This is a genomic window from Acetatifactor muris, assembly GCF_024623325.1.
In the GTDB taxonomy this organism is placed as follows: Bacteria; Bacillota; Clostridia; order Lachnospirales; family Lachnospiraceae; genus Acetatifactor; species Acetatifactor muris.
The window spans coordinates 137502-155960 of sequence record NZ_JANJZD010000011.1 but is presented as its reverse complement, the minus strand read 5'-3'; the positions used below and the strand labels follow the sequence as shown (position 1 = coordinate 155960).

The window sequence follows — 18459 nt, the reverse complement described above, 5'->3', positions numbered from 1 at the left end:
TCCATGAATTTAAGACCGGAAGAAATCAGTTCTGTTATCAAGGATCAGATCAGGAGATACGCATCCACTCTGGATGTATCCGATGTGGGTACGGTAATTCAGGTGGCGGATGGTATTGCCCGTGTACATGGACTGGAAAATGCCATGCAGGGTGAGCTGTTGGAATTTCCCGGCGAAGTGTATGGCATGGTGCTGAATCTGGAAGAAGATAACGTGGGCGTGGTACTCTTGGGCAGCGCAAGGAACATCAATGAGGGCGATACCGTCAAAACCACCGGACGCGTGGTGGAAGTGCCGGTAGGCGACGCACTGATGGGACGTGTGGTTAATTCGCTGGGACAGCCGATTGACGGCAAAGGGCCCATTCAGACAGATAAGTACCGTAAGATTGAAAGAGTGGCAAGCGGTGTCATCACCAGAAAGAGCGTTGACACTCCTCTTCAGACGGGTATCAAGGCTATCGACGCCATGATTCCCATAGGACGGGGACAGCGTGAGCTGATCATCGGTGACCGTCAGACAGGTAAGACGGCCATTGCAATCGACACGATTATCAATCAAAAAGGACAGAACGTAAAATGTATCTATGTGGCAATCGGCCAGAAGGCATCCACGATTGCCAATATTGTGAAAACCCTGGAAGAATACGGGGCGATGGCTTATACCACGGTAGTGGTTTCCACAGCCAGTGACCTTGCTCCCCTGCAGTATATTGCGCCTTATTCAGGCTGTGCAATCGGGGAGGAATGGATGGAGAACGGAGAGGATGTGCTTGTGGTGTACGACGATTTGAGTAAGCACGCAACGGCATATCGTACACTCTCTCTGCTCCTGAGACGTCCGCCCGGTCGTGAAGCTTATCCCGGAGACGTATTCTATCTGCATTCCAGATTACTGGAGCGTGCGGCCAGAATGAACGAAGAGTACGGCGGAGGTTCCCTGACTGCGCTTCCCATCATTGAGACCCAGGCAGGTGATGTGTCCGCGTATATTCCTACCAATGTGATTTCCATTACCGACGGTCAGATTTATCTGGAGACGGAGATGTTCAATTCCGGTTTCCGTCCCGCTATCAATGCAGGACTGTCAGTATCCCGAGTAGGCGGCGCTGCACAGATTAAGGCCATGAAGAAGATTGCTGCTCCTATTCGTACAGAGCTGGCCCAGTTCAGAGAGCTGGCAAGCTTTGCACAGTTCGGTTCCGAGCTGGACAATGATACCAAGGAGAAGCTGGCACAGGGTGAGCGTATCCGAGAGGTGCTGAAGCAGTCCCAGTATGCTCCCATGCCTGTTCAGTATCAGGTTATCATCATTTATGCGGTGACACATAAGTACCTGCTGGATGTACCGACGGAGGATATTACCAGATTTGAGAAGGAATTCTTCGAGTTCCTGGATACAAAATATCCTGAGGTTCCGGGCAATATTGCGTCGGAGAAGGTGATCTCCGATGAGACCGAAAAGACGCTTCAGAAGGCAATTGAGGAATTCAAGAAGCAGTTTGAATAGAAAGAGGATATAGAACATGGCATCAATGCGTGATATAAAGCGCCGCAAGAGCAGTATTCAGGGTACTCAGCAGATTACGAAGGCCATGAAGCTGGTATCCACCGTAAAGCTCCAGCGTGCCAGAGCAAGTGCGGAACGTTCCAAAGGGTATTTTACCTGCATGTATGATACGGTGAACAGTATCCTGCAGCGGGTGGGACAGGTTGAGCACAGATATCTGACTTCCGGTGCTTCCTCCAGGAAAGCTGTCATTGTGATCACTGCCAACAGAGGACTGGCCGGCGGCTATAATTCCAACGTGATCAAGCTGGTGACCAGACATCCTCAGTGGAGAAAAGAAGAGCTGGATATCTACTGTCTGGGTACCAAGGGCAGAGATGCGTTTGTGCGGAGCGGATATTGTGTGAAAGAATGCGAAGCCGAAGTTGTGGAGAGCCCGCAGTATAAGGATGCGGCTGCTCTGTGCAACAGACTGCTGGAAGCTTTTGCGGAAGGTGAAATCGGAGAAATTTATCTGGCTTATACCGCTTTCAAGAATACGGTGAGCCATATCCCCACACTGCTTCGTCTGCTTCCGGTGGAGACTTCGGGACAGGACACGGCGCCGGCGGAGAAGGAAACTTCCGCCATTATGAATTTCGAGCCGGAAGATTCGGAAGCGCTGGATTTGCTGATTCCCAAATATGTCACCAGTCTGATTTACGGTGCGCTGAGAGAGTCGGCGGCCAGTGAGAACGGTGCGCGTATGCAGGCTATGGACAGCGCTACCAGCAATGCGGAAGAAATTATAAGCGATCTGACGCTGAAATACAACAGAGCCCGCCAGGGCTCCATCACACAGGAGCTGACTGAGATTATCGCCGGAGCGGAAGCAATAGGATGATAGGCGGTGTGCTTTGTGTGTACAGGTAATTATGAAACGAGATTATGCCCGTGCAAATGGGCAGGAAAGAGGTAGAAATGGCAGGAGAGAACAAAGGCAAAGTTACTCAGGTCATCGGAGCGGTTCTGGATATCCGTTTCGATGAGGGGAAACTGCCTGAGATTAACGAAGCAATTCGCATTCCTACCGGAGAGGGCAGTTCACTGACTGTGGAGGTTTCCCAGCATCTGGGAGATGACACCGTCAGATGTATTGCCATGGGAAGTACCGATGGTCTGGTGCGGGGAATGGATGCGGTTGCAACCGGCGCCCCTATTTCCGTTCCGGTAGGCGAGAAGACGCTGGGGCGAATCTTCAATGTTTTGGGTCAGCCAATTGATAATAAACCGGCTCCGGAAGAGGTATCCTATGAGCCAATCCACAGACCGGCTCCTAAGTTTGAAGAGCAGGCTACGGAGAAGGAATTGCTGGAGACGGGGATTAAGGTAGTTGACCTGCTCTGTCCCTATCAGAAGGGCGGCAAGATTGGTCTGTTCGGCGGTGCAGGCGTGGGCAAGACTGTTCTGATTCAGGAGCTGATTCGTAATATTGCCACAGAGCATAACGGCTATTCCGTATTTACCGGTGTAGGAGAGCGTACTCGAGAAGGGAATGACCTTTATCACGAAATGACGGAGTCGGGCGTTATCGACAAGACCACCATGGTCTTCGGTCAGATGAACGAGCCCCCCGGAGCCAGAATGCGTGTGGGCCTCACAGGTCTGACCATGGCGGAGTATTTCCGTGACAAGGGCGGTAAGGACGTACTGCTTTTCATTGACAATATTTTCAGATTTACACAGGCGGGAAGCGAAGTGTCCGCACTGCTGGGCCGTATGCCTTCCGCAGTGGGGTATCAGCCCACGCTGCAGACGGAGATGGGTGCCCTTCAGGAGAGAATTACCTCCACGAAGAACGGTTCCATCACCTCCGTTCAGGCTGTTTACGTGCCTGCAGACGACTACACTGACCCTGCGCCGGCCACCACATTTGCTCATCTGGATGCCACCACGGCACTGTCCCGTTCCATCGTGGAGCTGGGTATTTATCCGGCGGTGGATCCGCTGGAGTCCACTTCCCGTATTCTGGATCCCAGAATCGTTGGGGAAGAGCATTACCAGACGGCCCGCGGTGTGCAGGAAATTCTGCAGCGCTATAAGGAACTGCAGGATATTATTGCCATTCTGGGTATGGATGAGCTGTCGGAAGAGGATAAACTGGTGGTGTCCCGTGCTCGTAAGGTACAGAGATTCCTGTCCCAGCCTTTCTTCGTGGCAGGCCAGTTCACCGGTATGGAAGGCAAATATGTACCCATCAATGAGACCATCCGCGGCTTCAAAGAGATTCTGGAAGGCAGACATGACAATATTCCGGAAAGCTATTTCCTGAATGCAGGCAGCATTGACGACGTGCTGGCCAGAGTATAGGAAAGGGCGCCGGGGAGAGGCTGCCGGACCGAAACAGGAGGTATATATATGGCGGATAAGAATGAGTTCCTTCTGCGTATCATTACGCCCGACCGGGTTTTCTATGAGAAGTCGGTGGACATGGTGGAGTTCAATACCACCGAAGGCGAGATAGGCATACTGCCCGGCCATATTCCGATGACTGTGATTGTAAAGCCGGGAATCCTGCACATCAGTGAACAGGATGAACAAAAGAAAGCTGCTCTTCACTCGGGATTTGCAGAAATTCTGCCGGAGAGTGTGACTATTCTGGCTGAGGTTATCGAATGGCCCGGAGAGATTGATGAGGAGCGTGCGAAATCCGCAAGAAAGCGTGCGGAGAAACGTTTGAGCGGAAAAGCACCAAATACGGACATTGCCAAGGCTGAGACGGCATTGCAGAGGGCAATGGCACGGATTCAGGTATTAAGGAATGGTTAAAAATTTTAACCATTCCTGCAAATTGCTTCGCAATTAGCCGAAACCGGAAATAATTCTTAAGATTTATTCTGGTTTTTGACGCAATAAATAAATGCAGCTGCGGCTGACGCAGAACATTTTCCGGTAACAATTAGATGAAAACGTGCATATGCTGTTAAAAAACAAAGAGGAATGTGTATGGAATTTCATTCTAAGCTGTTGCAGCCGTTGCCGGAAAATAAGGTAAGGGGCTGGAATGGGCCCCTTCCTTTTTATATGACGTACCCTGATTATCAGGCCTCCAACAGGGAGGCAATGTTGCTGCAGGATCTGGAATATCTGCAGCAGATGTATCCGAATGATGTAAAGCGGTATCAGAAGAGAATAGCGGATATGCTGGATAAGGCAGACTATGAAGGAAGTATGATTTATGATGAGTACCCGGACAGGTACAGTCTGCTTGCCATGACGAAATCGATTTGCGGCGTCCTGGAGAAAGAAGAATCTGAAGCACCCGGTGAGGCCATGATTCAGGTTCTCCTCTTTAACGAAGTATATAAACGCAGACACGGGGGACACAGAGGAAATTATTATTTTATATAAGCTGTGTTGAACCGTAATTTGGGACAGAATATGGATGAACTCAGAGAACTTTTTCAGCAGATGCTGAATCAGGATTTAATACAGATAACACTGAGCAATACGGCCCACAGAGAACGGGCGGCTAAGGTGAAGGTACGGCCGGTGATGACCAGAGAGAAGCTGGTATTTCAGGAGACGCTTTACCGGGGGACAAAAGTGTATCACTCCAATTATGCAAAGGAGGAAATGCAGGGCCGGCTTGTGGACTATATGACAGACTGCTTTCGGCAGGCTCAGCTGAACAGCATGACGGAGGAGGCAACGGTGCTGGTCAGCAGGAAGGGAAAGGTTACGGTGAAACGCAGACGTCGTCCGGACGCAGGCGGAAATGAAGGAAGACTTCCCGACTTGTCTCATAATCGCTCTAAACGATATGTCTTACCGGAGGGACTTCCGGTGGACTTTCTGGTTGAACTGGGAGTTCAGACCCCGGAAGGGCGAGTTATAAATGCAAAATACGACAAATTTCGACAGATAAATCGTTATCTGGAGTTTATAAGAGATATATTGGACATCTTGCCGTCGGACAGGACTATCCGCATTGTCGATTTCGGCTGCGGAAAGTCTTATCTGACTTTTGCCATGTACTATTATCTGCATCAGGTGCAGCAGAGGGATATCCGGGTGATGGGACTGGATTTGAAAGCCGATGTGATAAGGCATTGCAGTGCACTGGCGGAAAAGCTGCATTATGAGGGGCTGTCCTTTCAGGAAGGCGATATTCAAAGCTTTCAGGAAGCCGGCCAGGTGGACATGGTGGTATCTCTCCACGCATGTGACAGGGCTACGGACTATGCGCTGGAGAAGGCTGTAAAATGGGGAGCCTCTGTGATTATGGCCGTGCCCTGCTGCCAGCATGAGCTGAATGGACAGATACGATGTGACATGCTGCAGCCCCTGTTGAAGTATGGCGTCATCAAAGAACGGATGGCAGCGCTGATTACGGATGCGCTGCGGGCTAATCTGCTGGAACAAAAGGGGTATGACACGCAGATTCTGGAATTTATTGATATGGAGCACACGCCTAAGAATCTGATGATACGGGCGGTGAAGAGTACCGCTGTCCGTCCTGCAGGACGGACAGGTATGCAGGAAGACTCCATCTGCAGGCTCATGGATTTTCTCCGGGTAAATCCCACTTTGAAGGAGCTGATATGAGGAAAACTATAATCAAGCTTTCTGTTTTTTTCCTGGTTTTTGTATTGTCTCTGATCATTGTCAGTAAAATCAGGAACAGAGGGCATGATAATCTGACTATGGAAATGGCGCCGTCCACTCTGCCCATGGTTACCATGGTGACCAACGGGGTGGAATATAACCGACTTCATGGCTACTGTACAGATACGGATGTGGCTTTCCAGAGAGAGCATGTGACTGTGCTGGGAGAAGCCAGAGATACCGGATTTGTGGTGGACACCTGTGGCAGAAACGTGTCGGGAATATCCATTGAAGTGCGCAGTGAGGATGGTTCCAGGCTGATTGAAAGCACACAGATAAAGGAATTTCAGGTCAATGACGGAAGAATCAGCGGAACGATCGCCCTAAAGGATCTGATTGAAAGGGACATGCAGTATTCCCTTACCATATTGCTGGATTTGGACGGGGCCAGCAGAGTCTCCTATTATACAAAAGTAATATGGAGTGATGCGCTTTACCTGACAGAAAAGCTGGACTATGTGCTGGATTTTCATGAAAGGCTTTACGACAGGGAAGCTGCCAGAGAGCTGGCAAAATATCTGGAGACGAATTCAAAGCTGGAGAGCAATGCTTCCTTTCACAAGGTAAATATTCACAGCAGTTTCCGACAGATTACCTGGGGAGAGCTGAATGTAACAGAAGTGCAGGCACCTTCCATCCGCCTGGCGGAGATTGCCACACAGACGGCTTCTCTGCTGCTGGACTATATTGTGGCCACGGAGGAGGGGAGAAGCAGGACTTATTATACGGTGACGGAATATTATCGCATACGTTACACATCGGACAGAATCTATCTGCTGGATTATGAGCGTACTATGACGCAGATTCCGGAGACAGATCATATGTTTGCAAATGATAAGATATTGCTGGGAATCACGGGGACGGACGTTCCCATGATGGAAAGTGAAGACGGCAATGTTGTGGTGTTCCAGGCGGCGGGCAGGCTGTTTGGCTATAACCTGACCACAAATAAGCTGACGGTTATCTTCGGATTTTATGATGAGGATAACGCGGATGCCAGAACCATGTATAATCAGCACTCCATCAAGATACTGGATGTGGACGAGGGCGGAAATGTACAGTTTGCCGTCTATGGCTATATGAACCGGGGGAGGCATGAAGGGGAAGTGGGTGTTCAGATTTATACCCACAACAGCGCTCAGAATACCATTGAAGAACTGTTGTATATTCCCTATGACAAATCCTATGCTGTGCTGGATGCGGAGATGAAGCGGCTGCTGTATCTGAATCGGGAGCAGAAGCTGTATCTCATGCTGAACAATGCCGTGTATGGAATTGACCTGGCGGGAAGGACGTATTCCCGGCTGCTTGAGACTGCTCAGGACGAGGGGCTGCAGGTGTCGGAAGATCATAAAATAGCTGTGTGGCCGGTAGGGGAAGATATCTATCACAGTACTTCCCTGGAAATCAGAAACTTTGGAAATGATACCCGGAATACAGTATCTGTTCAGGAGGGGGAGGTAATCCGTCCCCTGGGATTTATGGAGGAGGATATCATTTACGGGGTGGCTCGGGCCGATGACATTGTGGTGGAAAATTCGGGAAGAATTTTCTATCCCATGTATAAAGTGTGTATCTGCAATTCCGCGGGGGAGCTGCTGAAGGAATACAGGCAGCAGGACGTTTATGTGACGGAATGTACTGTGACGGATAATCAGATTACTCTGGAAAGAGTGAGGCGTCTGGAGACGGGAGCATATCAGGAGACGGAACAGGAGCACATTACCAATAATCTGGAGGCGGAAAAAGGGAAGAACATGATTGTGACCGCCGATACAGAGAAATATCAGCGCTATGTGGAAATACAGCTCAGAAATGAGACAGACAGTCAGACGGTAATGACACTGACTCCCAAGGAAATCGTCTATGAGGGAGGAAGAACGCTGCAGCTGCCGGACGCGGAAGACAATATCAGATACTATGTGTACGGACCATACGGAGTGTACGGAATTTTTAATTCACCTGCAGGTGCGGTGAATCTCGCATACAATCTGCCGGGGGTAGTAGTGAACGAAAAGGGAACCTGTGTCTGGCTTCGGGGGAATCGGGCGGCAAAGAATCAGATTATGGCCATTAAGGAAGAGGCTGTCACGGAAGAAAAAGGCGCTCTGGCCGTATGCCTTGACGCCATGCTGGCCAATGAGGGAATCACCAGAAATTCACAGTATCTACTGGACAGAGGAGAGAATGTTCTGCGGATACTGGAAGAAAATATGGAGGGAGCGGAGATACTGGACCTTACCGGATGTCCTCTGGATGCGGTGCTTTATTATGTGAACCGGGACATTCCTGTACTTGCATTGCTGGAAAACGGGTCTGCTGTACTGTTGGTAGGATTTAATGAATATAATGCGGGAATGCTGAATCCTCTGACTGGAAGTATTGATAAAATGGGAATGAATGATTCCGCAAAATGGTTTGAGGAAAATGGGAATCAGTTTATTACTTATATGAAACAGTAAGATGAGGAGGTGGAGAAACGTGAAACTGGAAAAAATATCCATGCTGTTGGGGGTCATTGTAATGATTCTGCTGGCCTTTCTGATTGTGTGGCAGGCAGATATTCTCGGGGTGTCCGCCGCCAGACTGGAGCAGGATGCAAGGGAGAACCAGAAAATTGACAACAGTTGGGAGGTGGCGCAGGGAATGAATGAGGACATCTGTGCCATGCTCTTTTACACGCAGGAGAGGGACAAGTGTACTTATTCCATCTATGTGAGCCGGGAAGGACTTTCCTTTGGGTACTTCTTCGGAAAAGGGGGGACGGACGCCTACATGACAGAAAATGTGGAAGCCGTGGTATTGGAAGACAAAGGCATTGCGCTGCTGTCTTTGAATCATGATGAAGTATGCAAAATTGTAGTGGGTGAGGATTCAGATGAGACAGTCATCCCGGTGAATCCCGGCAAACCCTTTGCCCTTGTTCTGCCGTTGGACTGCGGGGAGATCACACTGTATGATACCAGGGAAAATGTTGTCACGCTTTATGATACATATACCGGAATATGAGTTCTGCATAACGGCTCAGTGTGCTGCCTGAACCGTTACAATCCCGGGGTGACAGGTGTGGAACAGCAGTTGAATGCTTGCTTTTTGATCTGTATGATTATATAATGATACGAAAAGGAAAAGATGCAGGTAAAACAGAATCTCAGGGATATGGCTGCATGAGGGAGGGAATGGAAGATTATGAAAAGCACGGGGAGATTGACAGGAAGCATATGTCTGGCGGCAGTTTTGGCTCTGGGACTGACGGGATGCGGAGATAAGAGTCCGCTGGATCCCGGAAACCCGGTGTCTCTGACAGTGTGGCATTACTATAATGGTTCCCAGCAGGTAGCATTTGACGCGCTTGTGGAAGAGTTTAACGATACGGTGGGCAGGGAAAAGGGAATCTATGTACAGAGCTATAGTCAGGGGTCAGTCTCTGACCTGGAGACGGCAGTGAGAGAGTCTATCAGTGAAAAAGTAGGTTCTGCAGAAATGCCCGATATTTTTTCTTCCTATGCAGATACCGCCTATGAGGTGGAGCAGGTAGGCGCGCTTGCGAATCTGTCGGACTATCTTGATAAGGAAGAGCTGGAAAAATATGTGGATTCTTATATCGAAGAAGGATGTATTGCCGCGGATGGCACTCTGCGGATTTTCCCAACGGCAAAATCCACAGAGATTATGATGATCAACAGGACAGACTGGGAGCCCTTTGCGGCGGCTACCGGGGCATCGCTGGAAGAGCTGAAGACAATAGAGGGAGTCACGGCTGCGGCACAGGCCTATTATGAATGGACGGACAGTCAGACGCCTGACATACCCGGGGATGGAAGAGCATTTTATGGCCGGGATGCGGTGGCCAATTATTTTATTATCGGGATGCAGCAGCTGGGGGTGGAGATTTTTATGGTGGAAAATGGCCAGGTGACACTGAATCTGCCAAAGCAGGAATTATACCGTCTCTGGGAGAACTATTATGTGCCCATGGTCAGGGGGTATTTCGGAGCATACGGTTCATTCCGTTCCGATGATGTGAAGACGGGAGATTTGCTGGCGTATACAGGATCTACCTCTTCGGCTATGTATTTTCCGGGGCAGGTGGAACTGGATGACAGCAGCTATGCCATTGAATACATTGTAATGCCGGCGCCTGTGTTTGAGGGCGGAGCGCGTTACGCAGTACAGCAGGGAGCCGGAATGGTGGTCAGCAAATCAGATGAAAAGCACGAGTATGCTTCGGTGGAATTTCTGAAATGGTTTACAGAGGCCGAGAATAATCTGCGGTTTGGCTGTGTATCAGGTTACCTGCCAGTGCGGAAAGAGGCAAACAGTGCGGAGAAGCTTGACCAGGTAATTGCGGAACAGCAGCTGGAGGTAGCACCCAAAACCTATGACTGTCTGACTACCATTTTCAAAGAGATGGACAGCCTGACACTATATACGAACAAAAGCTTTGAGAATGGCTCTGCAGCCAGAAAAGTGCTGGAATATAATCTTGCGGATAAAGCGGCTCAGGACAGAACAGACGTGGCAGAAATGCTGAAGCAGGGAAAAAGTCTGGAGGAGGCAGCGGGACCTTATGTAACGGAGGCGGCTTTTGAAGAGTGGTATCAGGCTTTCTGCGAGGCGTTAAATGCAGCGGTAAACAAGTAGAGATAAGCAGGGATGAGTATGAGTGAGGTGGAAGAGAAGCGCCGGAAAAGTAAAAAAACAACGATATTCAGAATTTTTCTGATTCCGCTGATTCTTATCATGCTGATACAGAGTGTGATTACCATTGGTACCCTGGTGGTCAGAAGGACCACCAAGGCACTGGAAGAGTATTCCATCAGTATGATGAACCGTGTGGTGGAGAACAGACGGGTTATTCTGCAGAATGATATGAATCAGAGATGGGCGATTCTCCATGAGCAGGAAGAGGCCATGGATGGAATTCTGGTGCAGTATCTGAATAAAAAGGGAACGGAACTGGAGGATTTCCTTGATTCTCAGGAGATGAAAAGTGAATTGCTGGAAGCTTTTTTCCCGAAGTGTCTGAGTATATTGCAGAACAATTCCACAACCGGAATTTTCGTTATTCTGGCGGGGCCGGATATGCAGGCTCCGGCGGATTTTGACGGCTTTTTTATCAGAGATTCGGACCCGGATACCAATCCTGCCAATTATACTGATTTATTGCTTGAAAGGGGAGGAAAGCATCTGTCCAGAGAGTGGAATATTCCGCTGGATACTTCCTGGACAACCAGATTTCATATGGACGGCAGGGGACAGCATGCTTCTGACAACTTCTTTTATGAACCCTGGAGAGCCGGAGAAGAACATCCGGATGCGGATGCGGTGGATTTAGGGTACTGGTCTCTGCCTTTTTCCCTGGAAAAGAAAATGGCTGATTCCTATGAAATGATTACGTATTCTCTGCCGCTTCGCCATGATGGGCGAGTATATGGAGTGCTGGGAGTGGAGATTTCCAGCAGTACTCTGTATGATTATTTCCCTGTAGTGGAATTGAATGCTTCCCAGCAGTCCGGATATATGCTGGCAGTCAGGGGGGGAGAGGACAGCTATGTACCCCTGGTTGGAAAGGGGGTTCTCTATAATCTTGTGCGTTCCCGGGGCGGTTTGTTTTCGCTGGATAAGACGTATTATGATGAACTTTCTCAGGTAAGGGATGTATATCTTGACAAGCAGAATATTTATGCAGTGGTTTGTCCGCTGAAATTATACGGCAGTAATGTACCCTATGAGAATACGGAATGGATGCTTTTAGGACTGGATACGGAGGAGGACCTCTTCGGAATGAGCCGTCAGCTTTATATCTGGATGGTGATTGCCGTTCTGGTGGGACTGACTTTCGGGGTATTCGGCATCTATTTTGTTGTGCGGCATCTGACCAGACCTGTGCAGCGCCTTATGGGATGTATCAGCAGAGGCAGAGACGGTCTGGCGGAGTTCAGAGCTTCCAATATTCTGGAGATTGACGCACTGTATGATGTGATGAAGGAACTGACTGACGGACAGAAGGAGGCCGAAAATGTTCTGCTGGAGGAAAAAGAGCGCTATCGGATGGCCCTGGAATCCTCCAAGGATCTGTTTTTCTCTTATGATATCCAGAATCATACGCTGGACATTGTCAATCATAAGACTATGAGCGGGCGGTGGCAATGTGAAGAATTCGAGAGCAGCTTTATCAATCCCGAATATATCTATGATATGGACCGGGAAGACGCCATAAAAGCGCTGCAGAGCAAGGCGGACAGACTGTCTGTGGAGTTCAGAATGAAATGGCCGGAGGACTCGGATTTTGCATGGGTGCTGTTTTCCGGCAAAGCGGTTTATGACACAGAGGGAAAGCGGCGCAAGCTGGTGGGAAGTATCCGGGATATTCAGGAACAGAAAGAGCGGGAAGAAAGGCAGCTGCGGAAAAATACAAGAGATGGCGTGACCGGGCTTTACGCCTTCAGCGCAGGCATGGAACAGGTACAGAAATGCCGCAGCCTCCGGCCTTCCGGTGTCATGATAGAGCTGCTTCTGAATCAGCTGAAGGAGATTAATGAGAAGAATGGTATTGTGTTCGGAGATATGATTCTCGAGGAGATCGGGAATCTGATTCAGAACAGCTGCGGAGAAGCTGCCGGAAAGACGAAGAGGAAAATTGTGGCTTTTCGGCTTGACGGGGATGAATTTGTTCTGTGGCTGGAAGAACAGTCCGGGAGAGAGGCAGCGGAATTTACGGAGAAGCTGCTGAAAGAAATTTCCGCAAGCTTTGACAGGGAACTGTTCGGCGTGGATGTATATGCGGGACTGGCCTGTGGGGAAAAGGAGCAGACGGCAGAGAACCTGATCTGCAGGGCGAAGCTGGCCCGGAACTATGTGAATCCCGGTGCCGGTGAGAACTATTTCTTCTATGAGGACATTCCTGCAGGGGAAAGCGGAGTGCTGCCTGTGCTGCAGGGGCGTGAGATCAACAGCCTGGACTATGGCGAAGATGTAAATCTGGTATCCACAGCACTGAATCTGTTCGGCAAGGGAGCTGATTTCCACGCACAGATGATGCTGATGATTCGCAAAACCGGCAGATTTTATCAGGCCGACAGTGTGCTGATATCTGTGCTGCGGGCAGATTTTAATTCCAGTTATCTGGAATACCAGTGGCATAAAAACGGTCAGCCATATATAGAAAATGTGCAAAAGTATGGGGAAGATGAGAAAAGAAAATTCTATGACTGGCTGGGAGAAGAAGAAGTGCGCTGTTTTTCGGCGGCTGACAGTGAGCGGGAAGTGGTGCGGCGGTTTCTGAATGTTATTCCAGGGCAGGAGGGGGTTGTGCTGCCCATGTATGACAGTGGAAATTATATGGGAAATATCTGCATCCTTGGTATGGATATGCGGATTGCCGAAGATTCTGAAGAACGTCAGAATCTGGCGGAGCTGGGCAGAGTGATCCAGACCCAGCTGAATCAGCAGCAGCACGACATTGCAAGTAAGGCAAAGTCTGAATTCCTGTCCAGAATGAGTCATGAAATCCGTACGCCCATGAATGGAATCATCGGAATGACAGCGATTGCTCTGCAGCAGGATCAAAGTCAGGAACGGATTATGGACTGTCTGCAGAAGATACAGTCTTCATCGGATTATCTGCTGGGACTGATCAATGATATTCTGGATATGTCCAAGATTGAGAGCGGTAAGATGAAGCTGGAGGTGTTCTCCTTTGATTTGAATGAAATGCTGGATACCATAAAAGAACTGATCATGCCCCAGGCAGCCCTCAAAAATATTACTTTTATACAGGATATTCAGCTGACCCATGGTTTCTTTGCGGCAGACCGTATGAGAATCAGCCAGGTACTGATTAATCTGCTGGGGAATGCGGTGAAATTTACACCGGCGAAGGGAAGGATAACACTGACAGTGCGGGAAGAACAGGCTCATGAAAGCATGGGACAGGGTATGCCCGGCATGGTACCTGTATATTTTGCGGTAAGTGATACCGGAATCGGGATTGCCGCAGAAGATCAGGACAGAGTGTTTCGTTCTTTTGAGCAGGCGGTGGACAGAAATCCGTCAAAGCAGCAGGGAACAGGACTGGGACTCTCTATCAGCAGCAGGCTGGTTCAGCTTATGGGGAGCAATATTCATCTGGAAAGCACATTGGGGGAAGGAAGTACATTCAGTTTCCGGATCCTGCTGGCACCCGGGGAAGATGAGAAGGCTGAAAAGCAGGAAGAGGAGGTCTCCTTTGACGGATATCATATTCTGGTGGTGGAGGATAATGAAATCAATGCGGAAATAGCCCAGTGCCTTCTGGAAGAGCGGGGATTTTGTGTGGATTGTGTCTATGACGGCTCTCAGGCGGTAGAGCGTATTCGTACCACAGAGCCCGGTACTTATGATGTAATATTGATGGACATCATGATGCCGGTGATGGACGGTCTGGATGCAACCAGGGCAATCCGGGCTATGGAGCGGGAAGACTGTCACACCATTCCCGTCATCGCCATGTCGGCCAACGCCTTTGACGATGACTTGAAAAAATCTGTGGAATGCGGTATGAACGGGCATTTGTCCAAGCCGGTGGAAGTGGATAAGCTCTACCGGACGCTGGACGGAGTGCTGCGGAACAGAAAGTGAAAGGGGCGAATCAGGAGGGCAACAACTTTTTGTCTCAAATAACAATGGAAACCCACATGTTTTTCAGGTATGCTTGTGGATAGTAACAGGATAGCGATGTGTTTCAGATAGACTGCCGTGGAAGGGAGAAGGACAGATGTACGATTTTGAGAAGAAAATGCTGCCGATCGGGATAGAAAGCTTCACGGAGATTTGTACAGATGATTTTTACTATGTGGATAAGACAGCGCTGATAAGGGATTTGCTCCGCAGAAGGGGAAAGGTGAATCTGTTTACACGTCCGCGACGGTTTGGGAAAACGCTGAATATGAGTATGCTCAGATATTTCTTTGAGATGGGTGGGGACAAGACAATATTTGACGGTCTGGATATTTTGAAGGAAACCTCACTGTGCGAAAAGTATATGGGGAAATTTCCGGTGGTGTCAATCAGCCTGAAAAGTGCCAACGGGTCTGATTATACAATGGCGCGTTCTCTGATGTGTTCTATTATTGGAAATGAGGCAATCCGGTTCTATGAGCTGGCCACAAGCGACCGACTTACCGATGTGGAAAAAATGATATATAAGCAGTTGACAGCAGTTGATACCACGGGAAAGAGTATGTATGCCATGTCGGATGCGGTTTTGATGGGGAGCCTGAAAACGCTGTCAGGATTACTGGAAAAGCATTATGGCAAAAAAGTGGTTCTTCTGATTGATGAGTATGATGTCCCTCTGGCAAAGGCAAATGAACAGGGTTATTATAGCCAGATGATAACGCTGATACGAAATATGTTTGAACAGGGGCTTAAAACCAATGAAAGTGTACAGTTAGCTGTTCTGACAGGATGTCTGCGGGTGTCGAAAGAGAGTATCTTTACAGGGTTGAATAATCTGAAGGTTTTTTCAATCACGGATCCAGAATGTGACGTCTACTTTGGATTTACAGATAAAGAAGTAAGAGAAATGCTGGAATATTACGGACTGGAAGATAAATACGACCTGATCAGGGAATGGTATGACGGATACCGCTTTGGAAGCTCGGATGTGTACTGTCCCTGGGATGTGATCAGTTATGTGGATAAGCTTCTGGTAAAAAGGGATCTGCCGCCGCAGGATTACTGGATCAACACCAGCAGCAATGATGTAATAAGGCGACTTCTGGAAGGTGCGTCCACTGAGACAAGAGATGAGATCGAGCGTCTGATAGCCGGTGAATCTATTCAGAAGAGAATTCATGAGGAACTGACTTACAAGGAGATTTATGAGAATACGGAAAATGTATGGAGTCTCCTTTTTGTTACCGGGTACCTGACACAACGGGGAGAGGCCGAGGAGAAGATGCGAAATCTGGTGATTCCCAACAGGGAGATTCATAACATCTTCATGACGCAGATCAGGAGCTGGATGCAGAGCAAAGTCAGAGAAGACAGAGAGCGTTTAAACGCATTCTGTGAAGCCTTCAGAAACGCGGACGGGGAGACCGTGCAGACGATTTTTACGGAATATCTGGATGAGACTGTCAGTATCAGAGATACGGCTGTCAGAACAGGACTGAAGGAAAATTTTTACCATGGTTTTCTGCTGGGGCTGTTACGGTTCAGGGAGGATTGGAAGGTGGCCTCCAACAGAGAAAGCGGCACCGGATATGCGGATATTGTGATAGAAATCTTTCGGGAAAAAACTGCCATAGTAATAGAGATGAAGTATGTGGAAAACGGAGATCTGGAGGCCGGTTGCAGAGTGGCGATGGAGCAGATCAGACGGGAAGGATATGACCGGCAGCCTTCCTTAAACGGAATGAGCAGAATTATAAAATGCGGTATGGCCTGCCATGTGAAAGACTGTAAGGCAGTATTTGAAGAATAAAATCATTTAAACCATTGTTCTTTATGATTTTATATTGACAGATCTGAAAATCCGATTTATACTAAACAGGTCAGGAGTAATCAATGAACCGTGCATTGTGCACATTCAGGCGTTTCTGCCACTTACTCACAGAGAAGACAAACAAAATAAAAACAGTGGCAGAAGTACATCCATATGTGGATTCTGTCGGAAAATGAGGAACATATGGAAATACGGAAAAGGAGTATCAGTATGGCATCAGAGAACAGGACGTATACCGTGGAGGACATTATTGCGCTGCCGGAAGGGCAGAGGGCAGAATTATTTGACGGAGAGATGGTGATGATGGCGTCACCGGCCACAACGCATCAAGGTGTTCTGGTATGGCTTCTTGTGGAGATTTCCAACCATATCCGGGAGAAAAAAGGAAAATGTCAGGTGCTTGCGGCGCCATTGGCGGTCCTTTTGAAGGACGACGGGAAGAATTATCTGGAACCGGATATTGTGGTGATATGCGATGAGAAGAAGCTGGACGACAGAGGGTGTCACGGTGCGCCGGACTGGGTGATCGAGATTGTGTCGCCTTTCAGCAGGAAGCTTGACTATGGACGGAAGCTGACTGCCTACATGGAGGCCGGCGTGAGGGAGTACTGGATCGTAGATCCGGAGAAACAGGCTATCGTGGTGTATCATCCCAGCCAGCCGGACCTGCCGGCCGTATACCGTTTCGGCGATTCTGTAAAAACGGATATCTGCGAAGGGCTGGCAATTGATTCCGCTCCGCTGGGAGACATCCATTACAGCTGAGCCTGTTCTTAGCTGCCTTGTTTTACATGTAGATTCATCCGCACAGGGGGCTGTCGGGAAATAGATAGCCCCCTGATTTTATTTGTGTTCATTCCGCCATTGTCTCGGCGAAACCCCATATACATTTTTAAAAGCTCTGGAGAAATGCAGCTGATTGGGATACCCCACTACATTTCCGATGTCCGCGACGGACAGGTCTGTGAGCTTTAGAAGTTCCGTGGCTTTGGTCATGCGATAAGTGATGAGGAATTCCTGAGGTGTCTTTCCCATGGTCTCATGGAATATTTTCCCGAAATAGCTTCGGTTCAGGCCGCAGGCAGCCGCGATATCCTCCACGGAGATATCGTTCTGAAAGTTCTGCTCAATGAAAGCAAAGGCTTCCTTGATATAGAAATCCCGGAGGCGGTTTCCCTTGCTGATCTGTGCGGCAGTGGAAGAACGGACAAAGCCGTCCATAAACAGATAGAGATGCCCGATCAGGTGAAAGGGGGATTCGTCCTTATGATTGATAATGTACAGCATTTCTGACTTCATATTCTCATATATATCTTTATAGCGCGCTTTGTAAACGGGACAGTCCTGGGTAAGTCCTGCCAGCTCCACAGCCTCTTTTGCCCGCAGTCCGTCGAATTCCAGCCATACATATTCCCATGGAAGATCCCGGTCAGCAATATAAGTACATACCTGATTGGGGAACAGCATGAAACCCTGGCCGCTTTTAATCTGATATTCCAGATCTTCTCCTTTGCCGTTGGCCGCAATCAGCCTGCCTGTGCCGGAGAGACACAGGTGGAAGAGATAATGATTCCTGGCAGCCGGACCAAAGGAATGAGCGGGATCGCATTGTTCCCAGCCGAACTGATACAGTCCCAGATCGATAAAATTTTCACTTGGAAATACGGAAAAGATTACTTCGCTCATAAACCCACCTCAAATCTTATTATATACCAAAATGCTTGCAGACTTCAAATATAAAACAGAAAAGATGCATAATGGTATAAAAAAACAAAAATACTGATATTTCTAATAGCATAATGGTATGTTAA

Annotated in this window: 13 protein-coding genes; 12 read left to right on the top strand and 1 reads right to left on the bottom strand. The window is 48.7% G+C overall.

Annotated features, from left to right (window positions below; genetic code table 11):
• Nucleotides 1-3: 3 nt before the first annotated feature.
• The 12 genes from atpA to NSB25_RS12475 all read left to right on the top strand — a co-directional run bounded on the left by atpA (nt 4) and on the right by NSB25_RS12475 (nt 17413).
• Nucleotides 4-1509 (top strand): F0F1 ATP synthase subunit alpha, encoded by a 1506-nt coding sequence (gene atpA / locus NSB25_RS12530; RefSeq protein ID WP_103239899.1) that lies wholly within the window; start codon nt 4-6, stop codon nt 1507-1509.
• Between the two features lie 16 nt (nt 1510-1525).
• Nucleotides 1526-2392, top strand: a complete 867-nt coding sequence (gene atpG, locus NSB25_RS12525) for an ATP synthase F1 subunit gamma (RefSeq protein WP_103239900.1) — start codon at nt 1526-1528, stop codon at nt 2390-2392.
• A 77-nt stretch (nt 2393-2469) separates the two neighbouring features.
• A complete protein-coding gene (atpD, locus tag NSB25_RS12520) occupies nt 2470-3858 on the top strand; it encodes a F0F1 ATP synthase subunit beta (RefSeq protein WP_103240006.1) in 1389 nt (462 codons plus the stop codon).
• Nucleotides 3859-3906: 48 nt separating this feature from the next.
• Nucleotides 3907-4317, top strand: a complete 411-nt coding sequence (gene atpC / locus NSB25_RS12515; RefSeq protein WP_103239901.1) for an ATP synthase F1 subunit epsilon — start codon at nt 3907-3909, stop codon at nt 4315-4317.
• Between the two features lie 177 nt (nt 4318-4494).
• Nucleotides 4495-4899 (top strand): hypothetical protein, encoded by a 405-nt coding sequence (locus tag NSB25_RS12510; protein WP_103239902.1) that lies wholly within the window; start codon nt 4495-4497, stop codon nt 4897-4899.
• A 30-nt stretch (nt 4900-4929) separates the two neighbouring features.
• A complete protein-coding gene (locus NSB25_RS12505; protein ID WP_103240007.1) occupies nt 4930-6096 on the top strand; it encodes a class I SAM-dependent methyltransferase in 1167 nt (388 codons plus the stop codon).
• Nucleotides 6093-8618, top strand: coding sequence for a hypothetical protein (locus NSB25_RS12500; RefSeq protein WP_103239903.1), 2526 nt, complete (start codon nt 6093-6095; stop codon nt 8616-8618). Before NSB25_RS12505 ends, NSB25_RS12500 begins: the two co-directional genes overlap by 4 nt.
• 19 nt (nt 8619-8637) lie before the next feature.
• A complete protein-coding gene (locus tag NSB25_RS12495; protein ID WP_103239904.1) occupies nt 8638-9165 on the top strand; it encodes a hypothetical protein in 528 nt (175 codons plus the stop codon).
• Nucleotides 9166-9345: 180 nt separating this feature from the next.
• Entirely contained in the window at nt 9346-10800 is a 1455-nt protein-coding gene (locus tag NSB25_RS12490; protein ID WP_103239905.1) for an extracellular solute-binding protein, read from the top strand.
• Between the two features lie 18 nt (nt 10801-10818).
• A complete protein-coding gene (locus NSB25_RS12485) occupies nt 10819-14778 on the top strand; it encodes an ATP-binding protein (protein ID WP_172455105.1) in 3960 nt (1319 codons plus the stop codon).
• Between the two features lie 136 nt (nt 14779-14914).
• Nucleotides 14915-16627 (top strand): AAA family ATPase, encoded by a 1713-nt coding sequence (locus NSB25_RS12480; protein ID WP_103239907.1) that lies wholly within the window; start codon nt 14915-14917, stop codon nt 16625-16627.
• A gap of 231 nt (nt 16628-16858) precedes the next feature.
• Nucleotides 16859-17413, top strand: a complete 555-nt coding sequence (locus NSB25_RS12475; RefSeq protein ID WP_103240008.1) for a Uma2 family endonuclease — start codon at nt 16859-16861, stop codon at nt 17411-17413.
• A gap of 78 nt (nt 17414-17491) precedes the next feature.
• Here NSB25_RS12475 and NSB25_RS12470 read toward each other — a convergent pair whose 3' ends face one another.
• Nucleotides 17492-18334 (bottom strand): AraC family transcriptional regulator, encoded by an 843-nt coding sequence (locus NSB25_RS12470; RefSeq protein ID WP_103239908.1) that lies wholly within the window; start codon nt 18332-18334, stop codon nt 17492-17494.
• Between the last annotated feature and the right edge of the window lie 125 nt (nt 18335-18459).

Coding starts and splice junctions, on each gene's coding strand:
- atpA (WP_103239899.1), top strand. CDS start 4: ATGAATTTAAGACCGGAAGAAATCAGTTCTGTTATCAAGGATCAGATC.
- atpG (WP_103239900.1), top strand. CDS start 1,526: ATGGCATCAATGCGTGATATAAAGCGCCGCAAGAGCAGTATTCAGGGT.
- atpD (WP_103240006.1), top strand. CDS start 2,470: ATGGCAGGAGAGAACAAAGGCAAAGTTACTCAGGTCATCGGAGCGGTT.
- atpC (WP_103239901.1), top strand. CDS start 3,907: ATGGCGGATAAGAATGAGTTCCTTCTGCGTATCATTACGCCCGACCGG.
- NSB25_RS12510 (WP_103239902.1), top strand. CDS start 4,495: ATGGAATTTCATTCTAAGCTGTTGCAGCCGTTGCCGGAAAATAAGGTA.
- NSB25_RS12505 (WP_103240007.1), top strand. CDS start 4,930: ATGGATGAACTCAGAGAACTTTTTCAGCAGATGCTGAATCAGGATTTA.
- NSB25_RS12500 (WP_103239903.1), top strand. CDS start 6,093: ATGAGGAAAACTATAATCAAGCTTTCTGTTTTTTTCCTGGTTTTTGTA.
- NSB25_RS12490 (WP_103239905.1), top strand. CDS start 9,346: ATGAAAAGCACGGGGAGATTGACAGGAAGCATATGTCTGGCGGCAGTT.
- NSB25_RS12485 (WP_172455105.1), top strand. CDS start 10,819: ATGAGTGAGGTGGAAGAGAAGCGCCGGAAAAGTAAAAAAACAACGATA.
- NSB25_RS12480 (WP_103239907.1), top strand. CDS start 14,915: ATGTACGATTTTGAGAAGAAAATGCTGCCGATCGGGATAGAAAGCTTC.
- NSB25_RS12475 (WP_103240008.1), top strand. CDS start 16,859: ATGGCATCAGAGAACAGGACGTATACCGTGGAGGACATTATTGCGCTG.
- NSB25_RS12470 (WP_103239908.1), bottom strand. CDS start 18,334: ATGAGCGAAGTAATCTTTTCCGTATTTCCAAGTGAAAATTTTATCGAT.